This window comes from Sutcliffiella halmapala, from assembly GCF_050107295.1.
Lineage (GTDB): Bacteria > Bacillota > Bacilli > Bacillales > Bacillaceae_I > Sutcliffiella_A > Sutcliffiella_A halmapala_A.
Map to the genome: position 1 here is coordinate 30012 of NZ_JBNIKR010000015.1, position 14327 is coordinate 44338.

General features: G+C 40.7%; 16 protein-coding genes and 1 pseudogene. 15 read left to right on the forward strand and 2 right to left on the reverse strand.

From position 1 onward, the window contains the following. Window positions 1-66: 66 nt before the first annotated feature. The 7 genes from ACQCT5_RS20105 (at window position 67) to ACQCT5_RS20135 (ending at window position 6344) form a co-directional block, all read left to right on the forward strand. The gene (locus tag ACQCT5_RS20105) at window positions 67-444 is read left to right on the forward strand and encodes a GntR family transcriptional regulator (protein ID WP_499644568.1); all 378 of its coding nucleotides are present in this window, start codon (window positions 67-69) and stop codon (window positions 442-444) included. Next, on the forward strand, window positions 441-1328 hold the full coding sequence (locus ACQCT5_RS20110; RefSeq protein WP_499644570.1) for an ATP-binding cassette domain-containing protein: 888 nt from the start codon (window positions 441-443) through the stop codon (window positions 1326-1328). The genes ACQCT5_RS20105 and ACQCT5_RS20110 overlap by 4 nt, the downstream gene beginning before the upstream one ends. After that, window positions 1312-2064 carry a hypothetical protein gene (locus tag ACQCT5_RS20115; RefSeq protein ID WP_499644572.1) on the forward strand — a complete coding sequence of 251 codons (753 nt, stop codon included), beginning with the start codon at window positions 1312-1314 and terminating at the stop codon, window positions 2062-2064. Before ACQCT5_RS20110 ends, ACQCT5_RS20115 begins: the two co-directional genes overlap by 17 nt. Continuing rightward, a complete protein-coding gene (locus ACQCT5_RS20120) occupies window positions 2061-2738 on the forward strand; it encodes a hypothetical protein (protein ID WP_499644574.1) in 678 nt (225 codons plus the stop codon). The genes ACQCT5_RS20115 and ACQCT5_RS20120 overlap by 4 nt, the downstream gene beginning before the upstream one ends. Before the next feature lie 188 nt (window positions 2739-2926). Beyond that, the gene (locus ACQCT5_RS20125; RefSeq protein WP_499644576.1) at window positions 2927-3619 is read left to right on the forward strand and encodes a response regulator transcription factor; all 693 of its coding nucleotides are present in this window, start codon (window positions 2927-2929) and stop codon (window positions 3617-3619) included. Beyond that, the gene (locus tag ACQCT5_RS20130; RefSeq protein ID WP_499644578.1) at window positions 3597-5837 is read left to right on the forward strand and encodes a sensor histidine kinase; all 2241 of its coding nucleotides are present in this window, start codon (window positions 3597-3599) and stop codon (window positions 5835-5837) included. Before ACQCT5_RS20125 ends, ACQCT5_RS20130 begins: the two co-directional genes overlap by 23 nt. Continuing rightward, on the forward strand, window positions 5838-6344 hold the full coding sequence (locus tag ACQCT5_RS20135) for an RNA polymerase sigma factor (RefSeq protein WP_499644580.1): 507 nt from the start codon (window positions 5838-5840) through the stop codon (window positions 6342-6344). Window positions 6345-6487: 143 nt separating this feature from the next. Here ACQCT5_RS20135 and ACQCT5_RS20140 read toward each other — a convergent pair whose 3' ends face one another. Beyond that, window positions 6488-6946 (reverse strand): hypothetical protein, encoded by a 459-nt coding sequence (locus tag ACQCT5_RS20140; protein ID WP_499644582.1) that lies wholly within the window; start codon window positions 6944-6946, stop codon window positions 6488-6490. A 266-nt stretch (window positions 6947-7212) separates the two neighbouring features. On the opposite strand from ACQCT5_RS20140, the gene ACQCT5_RS20145 reads away from it, so the two are divergent. The 3 genes from ACQCT5_RS20145 to ACQCT5_RS20155 all read left to right on the forward strand — a co-directional run bounded on the left by ACQCT5_RS20145 (window position 7213) and on the right by ACQCT5_RS20155 (window position 9485). Further along, on the forward strand, window positions 7213-8019 hold the full coding sequence (locus ACQCT5_RS20145; protein WP_499644584.1) for a transporter substrate-binding domain-containing protein: 807 nt from the start codon (window positions 7213-7215) through the stop codon (window positions 8017-8019). A gap of 82 nt (window positions 8020-8101) precedes the next feature. Further along, entirely contained in the window at window positions 8102-8770 is a 669-nt protein-coding gene (locus ACQCT5_RS20150) for an amino acid ABC transporter permease (RefSeq protein ID WP_499644586.1), read from the forward strand. Beyond that, window positions 8763-9485, forward strand: a complete 723-nt coding sequence (locus ACQCT5_RS20155) for an amino acid ABC transporter ATP-binding protein (RefSeq protein ID WP_499644588.1) — start codon at window positions 8763-8765, stop codon at window positions 9483-9485. Before ACQCT5_RS20150 ends, ACQCT5_RS20155 begins: the two co-directional genes overlap by 8 nt. A 380-nt stretch (window positions 9486-9865) precedes the next feature. Here ACQCT5_RS20155 and ACQCT5_RS20160 read toward each other — a convergent pair whose 3' ends face one another. Continuing rightward, on the reverse strand, window positions 9866-10510 hold the full coding sequence (locus tag ACQCT5_RS20160; protein WP_499644590.1) for a glycosyltransferase: 645 nt from the start codon (window positions 10508-10510) through the stop codon (window positions 9866-9868). A gap of 179 nt (window positions 10511-10689) precedes the next feature. Here ACQCT5_RS20160 and ACQCT5_RS20165 point away from each other — a divergent pair, with 179 nt between their 5' ends. The 5 genes and pseudogenes from ACQCT5_RS20165 to ACQCT5_RS20185 all read left to right on the forward strand — a co-directional run. Beyond that, window positions 10690-11283 carry a TetR/AcrR family transcriptional regulator gene (locus ACQCT5_RS20165; RefSeq protein ID WP_499644592.1) on the forward strand — a complete coding sequence of 198 codons (594 nt, stop codon included), beginning with the start codon at window positions 10690-10692 and terminating at the stop codon, window positions 11281-11283. An 11-nt stretch (window positions 11284-11294) separates the two neighbouring features. Then, window positions 11295-12140 (forward strand): ABC transporter ATP-binding protein, encoded by an 846-nt coding sequence (locus ACQCT5_RS20170; RefSeq protein WP_499644594.1) that lies wholly within the window; start codon window positions 11295-11297, stop codon window positions 12138-12140. After that, window positions 12141-12845 carry a fluoroquinolone export ABC transporter permease subunit gene (locus tag ACQCT5_RS20175; protein WP_499644596.1) on the forward strand — a complete coding sequence of 235 codons (705 nt, stop codon included), beginning with the start codon at window positions 12141-12143 and terminating at the stop codon, window positions 12843-12845. Further along, complete coding sequence (locus ACQCT5_RS20180) at window positions 12845-13567, forward strand: Rv2686c family ABC transporter permease subunit (protein WP_499644598.1); 723 nt, start codon at window positions 12845-12847, stop codon at window positions 13565-13567. Before ACQCT5_RS20175 ends, ACQCT5_RS20180 begins: the two co-directional genes overlap by 1 nt. An 81-nt stretch (window positions 13568-13648) precedes the next feature. After that, window positions 13649-14224 (forward strand): annotated as a pseudogene (locus ACQCT5_RS20185) (peptide-methionine (S)-S-oxide reductase MsrA); the annotation flags it as partial. Between the last annotated feature and the right edge of the window lie 103 nt (window positions 14225-14327).

A 14327-nucleotide genomic window follows, 5' to 3' on the forward strand; every position in this document is an offset into this window, starting at 1 on the left:
TTTATTATGGTGATTATTATATACTACATTACAACAGTAATGCACTATGTTAGAGGAGGTGCGAAGTTGATTTTAAACGCGGATGGATCAAAACCTATTTATGTACAGATTGCAGAATGGCTGGAAGCAGAAATATTGAATGGAAGCTTTGAAACGGATCAAAAAGTTCACTCGCAATATCAGCTGGCGGAGATATTCAACATCAATCCCGCAACAGCTGCAAAAGGTTTAAATATTTTGGTGGATGAAAATGTCTTATACAAGAAAAGGGGTCTTGGGATGTTTGTCAATCAGGGGGCGAAAGAGATTATTTTACGGAAAAGAAAGGACCATACGTTAAAGAGGCTGGTCATGGAATTGGTGGAGGAAGCCGCGCGTCTTCATGTGGATGAAGAGGAACTGGTCACAATGATTCGTAAATTAGGGAAGGGGGAGCGGCCATGAAAATAGTTGAATGCAGAGGTCTTAGAAAAGAATATGGCCATACCAAAGTGCTTGAAGGCCTAACCTTCAGCTTGGAAGAAAACAAGATTACAGGATTGATAGGGAGAAACGGTGTTGGGAAAACAACACTTCTAAAATTGATTGCCGGCTTTTATAAAGAAACATCCGGTGAAATACAGGTCTGGGATGAACGTCCTTTCAATAGCCTGACTGTTTCTGCCAATACCATTTTTGTGGATGATTTCATGAGCTTTCCTACTGCACTAAACCTTGGGGAGATCCTGGAGGAGACGGGAAGATTCTATGCCAACTGGAATGGGGAGCTTGCGAGACGTTTGTTTGAATATTTCTCTTTCCATCCTAAGCAGTCGCATGACACCCTTTCAAAAGGGAAGAAAAATACGTTTAACATGATAATAGGGCTAGCTTCGAGATGTCCATTGACCATATTCGATGAACCGACAACTGGGATGGATGCAGCAGTCCGGAAAGACTTTTATCGTGCGTTGCTAAAAGACTACTTGGCGTTTCCTAGAGCCATCATTATATCGAGTCATCATCTTGACGAAATAGAGGATCTGCTGGAAGATGTACTGCTAATCGATCAAGGGAAAGTCCTTTTGCACATTTCGATGGAAGACATGAAGGAATACGCAGTGGGTGTTTCCGGGAAAGCAAGTGTCTTGGATGAATGGCTGCTTGATAGAGATGTGCTCTATACAAAAAATTTAAGTCCAGACAGCAAATATGTCGTGGTAAAGAAGGATTATGGCATATCAGAGGCTGCACGTTATGAGCTAGCGATCACACCGGTTTCAGCAAGCGATGCCTGTGTGTATTTGACAGATAAGGCCAAAGGGGGAATCGATGATGTCTTTAAATAAGGTAACGCTCGGGGAAGTGGTCAAAAAGCAATTTCTCTATAAATTGAAGGCTTACTCCGGTGTATATACCTCTCTGATGGTCCTGCAGGCAATTGCATTACTATTTGCGTTTAGTGCGATGAATTCCTACGGTACATCGAGTGAGTCTTTCAGTATCGATATAAAATATTATTCAGTGGATATCGTAGTGGCGCTGACGATTCTCTGGGGCTTCATCTCTTCGATCCTCGTCACGACGAAGGCATATCGGAACGATGACTTCACCTTCGTCACGAATCGATTAAGTGGCGATCTTTCCAATTTCGCTTTTTTGGGGACTATCAGTTTACTTGGGGCGATTACTTCACTATTATCTACTTTTTTATTAAAAGTGATGCTCTATTTCCTGCCAAGTACAGAAGTGATGTATTTCTCCACTTTGCAAACCTCACCAAGTGACATAATAAAAGGCGTTTTAGCGACTTTTCTATACATGCTCCTTTTTGCTGCACTTGGCTACCTTGTAGGGACACTGGTACAGTTGCATCCATTAGTGAAAATTGTGCTTCCAGTCGTATTTTTCGGACTTTTACTTTTCGGTGGAATAATAGGGAGAGTCGATATTGTCCCTTCCGTTCTCGGGTTTTACTTTACTGAAGCCTCATTTCTCCTGTTTTTTATTAAAGTAGTTATTACAGCAGCTACATTATTGTATATATCAGCGATTATCTATGGTAGATCGGAGGTTAGGTCATGAACATTCTGCTACCTTTGCTATTATTGGGCACCGTTTTCCTTATCGTACAATTTGTTAAAAAGCCTTACTTTATAAAATCTTCAACCAGAAGCATGAAGATTTTGGCTGGCTACATTGCATTATTACTAGTAGTGACTGCTATATTTTATGTCCTTCCTGATAAGAAATATCAATCTGTTGAAAGTATTCCCTTAGCTGATGGCAGTTGGGAAACATTATACGAAGATCTCCTGGAAAAAAAGAACGTGGATCCGAAGCATGTGAGAAATAGAACCAGTCATCCTATTGATGGAAATGAGTTGCAACTTGCAGTCTCTTCCCCCGAGTACTACTTCTCCATCATTGTAGAGCGGGATAGCAGCTTGGAAAATCGAGTGGAATCCACCCTATATGCAAGCTATTTGACAGTGAATGATTTTGATCTTTCCAAAGAGGTTCATTCTCCCTCTGTAATGCTTCAAAATGGCACTTTAACAATCATGCCGCCGCCAATGCTGAAACTCGAGCTGAAAATGATCAAAAAGGAGTTCGTCTACTCCCAGTTCACAAATGAAAGCTGGCTGGAAGACGATGGGTTTGGCAGCACTCATTCAGCTCCCATTCTATATTTGAAGGTTCCGCAAGAATTAGTGATCAAGGCTCAAGACGGGATTTATTACGAGGAAGTGGAATAGCCAAACTCATGGACACTTAGATTATCTGGGTGTCTTTTTTTATGGGCTGCCTAGGTAGTCCATTTAAACGGTATAATAAAAAAAACTGCCAACCTTAAGAAATTCTTAAGAAAATAGATTATTTGTTGTTAAGATTTGCAAAGTATTATTGGTTTATGGAATGAAGGAAAGTGGGAGAAGGGTGAGAGATGGAGACGTATACAGTTTTGGTTGTGGATGATGAAAAAGAGATTCGGGATGCGATAGAGATATACTTGAAGAACGAAGGGGTCCGTGTTCTGAAGGCAAAAGATGGAGTGGAAGCGCTCGAGATGCTGCATGAAAACCAGGTGCATCTCATTCTACTGGATGTGATGATGCCGCGCCTCGATGGAATTTCTGCAACATATAGGATTCGGGAGGAAAAGAATATTCCAATTATCATTCTGAGTGCAAAAAGTGAGGACACGGATAAGATATTGGGCCTTCAGGTTGGAGCGGACGATTATGTGACGAAGCCATTCAACCCGATGGAGCTGGTGGCAAGGGTTAAGTCCCAGCTAAGAAGATATGTAAGCCTTGGTACTTTTGAAGGAATCAGGAAGGTCATCGATCTTAATGGGCTTACGCTGGATAAAGAGGCAAAAGAGGTCGCTGTACAGGGAGAGCCAGTGAAGCTGACACCGATTGAATACAAGATAGTGGACCTTCTGATGAGTAATGCCGGGCGTGTTTATTCCATCAACGACATTTATGAGCGGGTTTGGAAGGAGCCGGGCTACAATGCTGAAAATACGGTGGCAGTACATATACGGAAAATCAGAGAGAAGATAGAGATAGATCCAAAAAATCCAAGATATTTAAAGGTGGTATGGGGGATTGGCTACAAAATGGAGAAATAGGGTATTTGCCTTTTTGATGGCGTTGGTGTTTACCGGTGCACTCAGTGGGAGTTTGTACTTTTTATCTAATTCATACATGTACGATAATGAGAATTATTTTTACACGGAAGAATTTCAATATGAATTAAGCGAGTTTGTGAATTATCTGGCGATGGAGGAATTGGCCACTTTACCAGAAGAAGATGTGAAAGCGAACATTAGTGTCACACAGGAGAATATAGAAGAACATCGTCATCGCTATGGTTTCTTGGATGAGCAGCTGGCAAATATCCGCTATCAGTATGAGGACAGAATCCAGCTTGCCGAGGATGGTAAATCAGACGAGAATGCGGATGAACTTAGAGCCGAACGAGATGCAAAGCTTGATGATATAAGGAAGAACTTTGATAGTGATGAATATGTAGAAAAAAAGGTTCTTGCTGAAAAAGAAAAAATAGTGGAAGAATATTTTGAGAACCTTGCTGATTATAAAGCAAATCCTTCCAGGTTTCAGGATGAGTTTCTTTATCATTTTTCAAATGGGAACGAATTTTATACGAATACGGGATTGAACAAAGAGAGCGTAGAAAGTGCATTTTCCAACGACAGAATGAAATATCGTGACAGCTTCAACATCGATGGTGAAACGTATATCTCTGCGGGCTTATGGCCCAATGAAGATTGGTTGTACCAGGCAATATCTGAGGCGATGAACGGGTATAAAGGAGATGTCGGGGTTCCAAACACGCTTTCACCTAACAGCGATATCATGACAGCGAAGACCAACTACGAAGAGAACAGAAAGTTGTTTTGGATATTGGGAGTTAGTGCTGTTACGGTATTTCTCATCTGGTTGCTTATTATGCTAAAGGTTGCCAGATTACCTAAAAAAACGGGCAAGTGGCAGGATATCTATCACAAAATACCGGTCGATATTCGCATTGCCGCAACTCTGATTACTGGCATTTTCACCCTTCTCAACTTATTTTGGGTACATGACGGCATTAATCATGGAGTGTATAACTGGTCTAATATAGATAGTGTGGAGCTTGTATTCGGTATTGTTTTAGGGGCCATTCTCGGTTTAATCCTATATCAGCAAATCAGATACATTGCCGCAAGTCATCAAAATGGAGTATCGATTAGAAAAGAATGGGTCAACAGTGTTGTGGTAAGAGTACTAAGGGTAATGAAAGAAATTTATCTCAGTTTTAAAAATGGATTGAAAGAAGCCTTTTTAAACAGGTCGACCGGAATACAGACAATGGTCCTCCTTGGAACCGTGTTTGTGTCAGGTGCTGCAATTTTTATTGTCCTGATTCATCCGATATTCTTTATTTTATATTTGTTATTTTTGTTTCTGGTAGGTATCCCTGCGCTAAAGTATTTGATCAAGGGTATAGGCTATTTCAACCGAATAAGTATGAAAACAGAAGAGATGGCAGCAGGCAGATTAGGAGAGGATTTGGAGATAAAGGGGAAGTCGGAGCTGTCAAAGATGGCTGCCAATTTAAATGTCCTTAATCAAGGGGTGAAAGTCTCGTTAAATGAACAGGCCAAAAGCGAGCGCTTGAAGACTGAATTGATTACCAATGTCAGCCATGATTTGAGAACGCCCCTGACTTCGATCATTACTTATACAGAATTGCTGAAAAAGGAAGATTTGACTTTGGAAGATCGCACGGCCTATTTGGAGATTATTGACCGGAAGTCCCAACGTCTCAAAGGGTTGATTGATGATTTGTTTGAAGTCTCCAAAATGGCAAGCGGTAATATGGAATTAGTGAAGGAGAAGGTTGATATCAACCAGCTACTCCAGCAGGCACTTGCAGAACACAATAGTTCCATGCAGGAATCAAACCTACATTTTCGGATCAGCTCACCGGAAGCACCAATATTGGCAATGGTCGACGGTCAGAAGATATGGAGGGTGTTTGATAATCTTATCGGTAATATCATCAAATATTCATTGGAGAATTCAAGGGTGTATATCAATATTAAGCGAGTGGGGGATAAAGTGAACATCTCGCTAAAAAACATATCCAAGTATGAACTCAACGATCAAAGTGAAGAGCTATATGAACGTTTCAAAAGAGGAGATACTTCAAGGCATACCGAAGGCTCCGGACTTGGTCTTGCAATAGCAAAATCCATCGTCGATCTTCATGAAGGCAGCCTGAAGATAGAGACAGATGGGGATCTATTTAAAGTGACCATCAGTCTGAGCGTGGTGGATTAAATGGAATTCACCACTATGTACAAAGAGTATTACGACCGATTATTTCGTGTGAGCTTTTCGATTATCCGGGATCGCCAGCTGGCAGAAGATAATGTGCAAGAAACCTTCATAAAAGCATACAAGAAACTGGCGGATTTGGAGGACATGCAGAAAGTGGGTGCCTGGCTTTCTGTCATCGCATCAAGAACGGCCATAGATTTTATCAGGCGTGAGAGAAAGACACAAGGATACACGATGGAATTATGTATGCTGGACTGTCTCGGAAAAGAGTCAAGTCAGAATGTAGAAGAAGAAGTAGTAGTAAGCTTTTTGAAAGAAATCTTAAAAGAAACGCTGGAAGATTTCTCAGGGGATGACCAAAGGATGCTGGCGCTTAAAATGTTTAAAGGGTTAAAAGAGCGGGAAATTGCCAAGGCTTTGCAAATGAATCCATCCGCTGTGAAGTCTAAAATCCATCGTGCAAGAAGGAAGCTGAAAGAACGTATTGAATTAGAATGGAGTGCATAGAAAATGATGTTATTTTGGTGCAAGGACCACTTGAAAAAAGTGCTCCTTGCACTTTTTTATAGATTTAATAGGAATGTGAGAATCAAGTTGTACTAGAGAAGTTTAAACGGGGACACTTTTTACGGAATTAACTAAATAGAAAATCACTTCGACTCCCTCTCATCCAGTTTGACTGAAATTTCCTCGAGAATGGCTTCAATGTCACTTGTTTGATCCTCTTCAATTCTAGTCAGGGTGGAGCTGATTTCATTGAATCTTTCGATTGTGTCGTGTCTGAATAAATAGAATTCCTCTCTAAGTGTGTAGGTTGTGTTGGTTAAAGAATGGAGCTCTTCTTTTATCTGATGCTGCCCAACTGATAGAAGGAATGACTTTTCGTTCAGTGCACCGAGCTCCTCATTCATCTGTCGTTGATTTTTAGAAAGAGTGGATGTTTTATCGTTCAGTCCGCCGATTTCCTCATTCATCTGTCGTTGATGTTCAGAAAGAGTGGTTGTCTTTTCGCTCATGCCTATTAGTTCATTTTTCATTTCATCTTGGGATTTCTTGAATTCCATTATATTGTCCAAGATCAAGTCCAATTTATTCGATTCTGTACGCATGACTTATCACCTCCTTTTTCTAGGTCTTTATTATTATAACATGACCAAATATTACTTAAGCTATTACTTTTATTATATATTTCAGAATAGTAAAAATATAAAAACTTTATTTATCTTTATTAACTGTATTGCATAAATATTTACATGTGTTAAAATACATTTATTCGAATAAACATACAGACAAATAATACTTGAAATTAACGTAAGTTTGTTTCATAATTGTATTAATTTTTACTTTTCTGAAAATAGTATAGGGGGAAATTATTGTGAAAAAATGGTTTTTAGTTTCATTGATGAGTATTTTAGTAGTAGGTTTGTTGTCAGCATGCGGTACATCCAACAATGGCGGCGAAACAGCCGGCAGTGGGAAAGAAGAAGAAAATGGTGATAAGAAAGTCCTGGTTATGGGGACTTCTGCTGACTATCCTCCTTTCGAGTACATAGATACTGAAAAGGGCGAAGAAATAATTGGCTTCGACATCGATCTAGCAAAAGCGATTACTGAAGAATTAGGTTATGAGCTTAAAGTTCAGGATATCGACTTCGGTAGCTTGATCACTGCAATGGATGCTGGGAACATCGATTTGATTCTTGCAGGTATGACGCCGACGGAAGAACGCTTAGAGCAAGTTGATTTTACAGATGTTTATTATACAGCTCACCATATGGTTGTTTCTTTAAAAGATAGCAAGATTGAGAAAGTGGAAGATTTAGAAGGAAAAACGGTCGGTGCCCAGCTAGGTTCCATTCAATTGGAACAAGCAGAGGAAATCAATAAGACAATCAAACTAAAGAAGATAGAAAACCGTGATCGCATTCCTCAATTGATTCAAGAATTAAAAACTGGACGTATTGACGCAGCAATCATTGAAGATACAGTCATGAAAGGCTTCATGGAAAAGGATTCCGATCTTACTGGATTTAATCTCGATACAGATGAAAAAGGTTCTGCCATCGCTTTGCCAAAAGACAGTGAACTTACAGCAGAATTCAACCGTGTTCTGGGGGAAATGAAAGAAAACGGCGAATTGGATAAGCTTATCATGAAATGGTTCGGCGGAGACCAAGAATAATAGACTTATAAATCAAAAGGGTACATGCTACCCTTTTGATTTTGTTATTAGAGGCATATACAGCAGAGAGGAATGGTAGCACTTGAATTTCGATTTCTTAGACTTCAGCGCAATAAGTGGTTCCATTGGATATATACTTGAAGGATTGAAAGTTACCTTACAAGTGGTAGCTTTGGCCGGTGTTATAGGGTTTATTATTGGAACACTTTTGGCATTATGTAAAATTGGTAGAATAAAACTATTAACAATTATGGCGGATATTTATACATCGATTTTCCGTGGGACCCCGCTTGTACTGCAATTGATGATTATCTATTATGGGCTTCCACAAGCAATTGGCATCAATCTTGAACCGGTAACAGCAGCAGTATTGGCATTCGGTCTGAACTCAGGGGCTTACATCTCAGAGGTAATCCGTGCCGGAATCCTTGCTGTAGACAAAGGGCAGCGTGAAGCAGCGATGGCTCTTGGCGTTCCTTACGGTCAGATGATGAAGGATATCATTTTACCACAGGCATTGAAAAACATTTTGCCCGCACTTATGAATGAATACATTACACTTACGAAAGAATCCGCCATTGTTACGGTAATCGGGGTAAGCGATGTAATGAGACGCTCCTACATGGTTGGATCCAACACATATGCTTTCTTGGAGGCATTTATTTTTGCAGGTCTGATCTATTACGTACTTGTTATGATTCTTACACTTCTTGGAAAAGTGATAGAAAGGAGAATGAGACGCAGTGATTAAAGTCGATAATTTGCATAAATCCTTTGGCAAGCTGGAAGTATTAAAAGACATATCAACTCAGATAAAAGAAGGGGAAGTAGTAGCGATTATCGGCCCATCCGGTTCTGGAAAATCAACATTTCTACGCTGTTTAAATCTTTTGGAGGAACCGACATCCGGTCATATTTACGTGAAGGGTGAAGATGTTACAGGAAAAAAAACAAACATCATGAAGGTGCGTCAAAATCTTGGGATGGTCTTTCAGCACTTTCATCTCTTTCCACATAAGTCCGTGTTGGAAAACCTGACTTACGCTCCGGTTTCCGTGAAAGGTGTTAGTAAGAAGGATGCAGAAGCGAAGGCGATGGACCTGCTTGAAAAAGTGGGACTGTTGGAAAAGGCGAAGGAATACCCAAGCCGACTTTCCGGCGGACAGAAGCAGCGTGTTGCGATTGCCCGTGCCCTTGCAATGGATCCGGAAGTGATGTTGTTTGACGAGCCGACTTCCGCACTTGATCCGGAAATGGTTAAAGAAGTGCTGGAGGTTATGAAGGCACTCGCTCATTCGGGAATGACCATGGCGATCGTGACCCATGAAATGGGCTTTGCCCGCGAAGTGGCCGATCGCGTATTATTTTTGGATAATGGCGTGTTGGTGGAGGACTCCCCTCCGCAGGAATTCTTTACCGCACCGAAGTCCGAGCGTGCAAAGGTGTTTTTGGAGAAGATGCTATAAGCAGTAAAAAAGAGGCTGTTCAGAAAGTCATTATTTATGGCTTACTGTGCAGCCTCTGTCTTTAGGAATTTTGATAATTACATTTTAATGGCCAAGTTGAGGATAAATTCCTACGAAAAGTCCAATAACGCCGTTCTAATGGCCATGTTGAGGATATATTCCTATGAAAAGTCCAATAGTAACCTTCTTATGGCTTTTATGACAATAAAATCTATGAGAAGTCCATTAGGGGCTTTCTAATTCCTTTTTAAGCGTACATTTCCATAGAAAGAAATTGTTCAAAAACTATATTTAATGCTTCAACGGTCCAGTAATCCCCCAAAAAGCAAAAAGCCATCCGACAGACAGCTTGAAGTCTATTCGGACGGCCACTTGTTTGTTTAGAACTTATCAGGAAACTGCTTAATAATGCCATCTGAGAGTGCATCAGCCATTACAATGATATGGTCTTCGCCTTTATCAAAAGCGATAATATCCGCATCCCAATCCTTTTTAATTCTTGCTACAACATCGTCTGTAACCAAGGCCAAATGCATATAAAGCAAATCCTTCAAATCCTGTTCCTTCCAGTTCGGATTAGCCTGGCTTAGAAACTTGGCGATGTCATCGGCGTTCTGATACCATTCTTTATTGTGTTTATTAACAGCGGCCTGATCGCCTTTTTTTGCTGCGTCCACTATTTTGCCGGCAATGAGGATATGATCCTTTAACAATAAGGTCAGTTTGTCTCCGGCGTCCTGCCCATACAATGGTTTTATGGCATTTCCTATGTCTTCCTGATTCTTCAGCAGCCTTTCCAACACTTTATCCTTATCTTCCAGATCTGCCAGTGCACTTACAATATAATTTCGAGTCCAGATTGTATGATCGATCCAGAGCTTTCTTAAATCCCCCTTCAATTGAACAGCTGATTCGCTTAGTTTCTGATTTTGGTTTACGACCTCATTCGCTTTTGCATTCGCAAAGTTAAAAATCATAGGAATGACCATAAGCAGGATAGTTAATTTCAAAATGATTTTTTTCAAAAGATCTTCTCCTTTTTTAGAAAAATGTGGATACGGTGTTATTGTTTGATATTTTTCTGATTTTACTCTCCATGGAGGAGACATTCAGTGTGCAAATTAATTGTTTTTTATAGAAGAGAAAGTTATAATTTTCATGAATAAAAAATAAAAATATTCATAAGTTCATGGAGGCGGAGAATTTGTCAAAGGGATTTTCAAACGAAGAGAAGGAAGTCATTCATGAAAAGCTATTGTCAAAAGGTAAGGAGCTTTTTGAAAGATTCGGGCTGCAAAAGACATCCATCTCACAGCTGACCAAAGCGGTGGGAATCGCCCAGGGGACCTTCTATCTTTTTCACTCATCCAAAGAAGAACTATACTTCACCATTTTGGAACAAGAGGAGGAGAAACTGAAGGCGACCATTCTTAACCATATAACTACTCCGATGACAGCTGAAGCATTCATGCAGCTTTTGCTGTATTCGATCAAAACAATTGAAGAAAACCCATTCATTCAACAGTTATTCCAACAGAACGAGATGGAGCGATTGATGAGGAAACTGCCTCTGGAGCGTATGGAGAAGCATATAAACAAAGATACAGAGGATTTGACTCCACTGGTAAAACTCTGGCAGTCGGAAGGAACGATGGAATCAGTACGTCCGGAAGTGGTGAGTGGTGCGTTCCGTTCCTTCATTTTCATGGCACTGCATCAAAAAGAGATAGGGGAAGAGGTTTATTGGGAGACGATGGAGCTTATGGCGGAAAGTTTGGCAGACCGCTTGTTCAAATAGGGGGAAAACGAATGATTGAAGTGAAGAATTTGTCGTATCGTTTCAAAGGTAAGGAAGTAAACACCATTAAGGACATCACCTTTGACGTTCAAAAAGGGGAAATCTTCGGTTTTCTCGGTCCTTCAGGGGCAGGGAAAAGTACGACGCAGAAGATTTTGATTGGTCTTCTCGGGGATTATGAAGGAACTGTCCGGGTGATGGGAACAGAAGTGAAAGAACGAAACAGGGATTTCTATGAAAGAATTGGGGTTGCTTTTGAATTTCCCAATTTTTATCACAAACTTTCGGGATATGAAAATTTAGCTCTGTTCAAAGGGCTTTATACCGTCCCAACCATTCCAGTGATGGAACTGCTTAAGCTGGTTGACCTTGAGAACGACGCCAAACATCGCTTTCACAGCTATTCAAAAGGGATGAAAATGCGTCTGAACTTTTGTCGGGCGCTTTTGAATGATCCCGATATTCTCTTTCTGGATGAACCGACGTCAGGCCTTGATCCAGTAAATGCTAAAAAGGTGAAGGATATTATTCTCAAGAAGAAAAAAGAAGGAAAGACCATCATCCTCACCACCCACAATATGCAGCTTGCAGAAGAACTCTGTGACCGTGTAGCTTTTATTGTGGACGGGAAAATTGCACTCATTGATTCTCCCAAGCGGTTGAAAGAGAGTGGAGGGGAGAAGAGAATCGTCGTTGAGTCAAAGGAAGGGACGAAACAGAACTTTCCTCTGGAAAATGCGGGAGAAAACAAAGAGTTTATGGCCATGTTGAGCACCAATAGCATAGCAAGCATTTCGACAAAAGTGAAGTCACTGGAAGAGATCTTTATTGAAGTGACAGGAAGGGGTCTGAGCTAGATGAAACGGATTCTCCTACTCACTGTTTCAGATATGCGATTTCAGTTTCAGCATGGATTTTATTATGCGTATCTGATTATGACCATTATTTATATTTGGATGCTGAAATTTGTTCCAAGCGATTACTTGGATGTTGTAACCATTGTAGTGGTGTTCAGCGATCCATCCTTTTTGGGTGCTTTTTTTGTCGGGGGGATTGTACTGTTGGAAAAGAGCCAGGGGGTATATGATGCATTTTTTGTGACACCTTTAAGTGTTGGAGAATTTCTTATATCCAAAGTACTTTCTTTATCTATTATTTCGTTGCTTTCAAGTGTAGCGATACTTTTTATGGTTCATTCCAACTTTGATGTGATTCCATTTGTGGTTGGTATTCTATTAAGCTCCGTTGTATTTACGCTCATCGGACTCTTGCTTGCGGTAAGAGTCAACACGGTCAATCAATTCCTTTTGACTTCTCCACTGGTATTGATGATTTTCTTTGTCCCGGCTGTCGGCTTGATTGAATTGTGGGACTCGATTTTTTTCAAATGGCTACCGAGTTACGCAGGACTTTTGTTAATCGAAGGAACTTTTCACGATCTGAAAATAGGGGAGTTATTCTTGGGAATTTCCATCCTTCTGTTATGGGCTGTTATCCTGTACCTCTGGGCCAAGCATGATTTTCACAAGTTTATACTCGCAAAAGCGGGAGATGAAAAATAATGAGAGTCAATCAATTTGCAAAAACGGATTTTCAATTGATCAGGAGGGATGGCATTCTTCTCGTCGGGATTTTTGCCCCCATCATTCTGGCATTATTTATTCGGTTTCTTCTTCCTATTCTTGAAAAATGGCTGATGGAGAACTATTCATTTTCGTTGGAGATTTATCATGTATCCATTCTTGCTATGGCATTTCTAACCGTTCCCTCCATGCTTGGAATGATGGCAGGATTCCTATTGCTTGATGACAGGGACGAAGGGATGCTTGCCTATTACGCCGTAACCCCCATACGAAAATCAGGTTATATGAGATATCGGATGGGATCCACATTCGTGCTTACCTTTCTGCTTTTCTTTGCCGTTCACTTATTGGCTGATCTGGTAGAACTTCCGGTGATTGCTGGTGTTCTGTTGGCTCTGTTGTTTGCATTGGAGGCTCCAATCTTTGCATTAATACTCGCGAATTTTGCCAACAATAAAGTGGAGGGTCTGGCCCTGAATAAGGTGTTAAGTGTGAGTGTGACTTTGCCTATACTCCTGCTTTTCATGCCTGTTTCATTTCAATGGCTTTTAGCAATTTTGCCGCCATTCTGGCCAGTAATGGCAATGACAGCAGGAGTGAGGGACCCTGGTTCATTCGCCGCATTCCTGATTGGCGGTGTAGTTGTTCACGTCTTGTACATTGGTGTATTATACCGCATGTTTATTAATAAAATGGAATAGAAAGGAGTGGGGAGAATGGCATTTACGAGCAATCCCAATCTAGCAACAGTAACACTCGGGATGGGCTGATTCTGGGGAACAGATGCCCGGTTCGGGTATTTACCTGGAGTTATAAGAACAAGAGTCGGCTATGCTGGAGGGACAATTCAGAATCCGACCTATAAACAGATGGCAGATCATACGGAATGCCTCGAGATCGATTTCGATCCGCAAGTAATCGCTTTTGAAGAGATTGTAAAGCACTTTTGGAAGTCCCATAATCCAAACCGCGGGAACTACAAAGGTCGACAATATCTTTCTATTCTCTTGTTTCATGATTATGAGCAAAAAGAGATGATAGAGCGTGTGAGAGTAAGCCTGGAGAAATTGATGGCATATAAAATTGATACGGAAATCGCTCCTTACCAAGGATTTACCCTCGCGGAAGCAGGGCATCAGAAATATTATCTGAAGCGCTATCCAAAAGCGATGGAAAAATTGATGTCCTATTACGAAACACATGAGCAAATTGTGGATGCAACACTGGTTGCCAGGCTTAACAGCTTTGTAAAGGGATATGGCACACTTTCCGATTTGAAAGTGGAAATGGCGGGTTGGAATGTACCAGAAGAGATGAAAGAAGAACTGGTCGCATTGGTTAATGGAATTCGATGGTGAAAATGACTCAATAGTCCACAAATGGAAGCAGGCAAGGAAACTACGAGTTTCCCTGCCTGTCTTTTCAATGAAACAATGCTTTCTATACAGCCCTATCATTGAT